1 protein-coding gene is annotated in these 413 nt (G+C 53.5%); it reads right to left on the bottom strand.

Translation table 11 applies throughout. From position 1 onward, the window contains the following. On the bottom strand, positions 1-413 hold a 413-nt coding region (locus ACUYLD_RS25510; protein ID WP_446676231.1), incomplete at both ends, for an AMP-binding protein.

Consider the following 413-nt stretch of genomic DNA (forward strand, 5'->3'; position numbering starts at 1 on the left):
CCCGACGTATAAATGACATACGCCAGATCGTTTGGACCAGACAACGACTCCAGATTGGAAGCATCCTCGTGATACACACTCTGTGCTCCATCCAGCACCAGCACGTTACCATCGAAAGCCACTTTATCCACCAGATGATTTTGCGTTAACAACAGCTTCGCACCCGAGTCGTCCAGCATGTAGCGGATACGCTCCTCTGGATACGTCGGATCAATAGGAACATACGCGCCCCCGGCTTTTAAAATCCCGAAGATGCCCACGATCATGTCCACCGAACGCTCGGTCATCAGACCCACCAGTCGATCCTTCGTCACGCCTTGACTGCGTAAGGTACGAGCCAGACGATTCGCACGTGCATTCAGCTCGCGATAGGTCAACTGCTCTCCTTCGAAGAACAACGCTGGCTGTTCCGG

The sequence above is a fragment of the Paenibacillus sp. SER-28 genome (assembly GCF_052906305.1).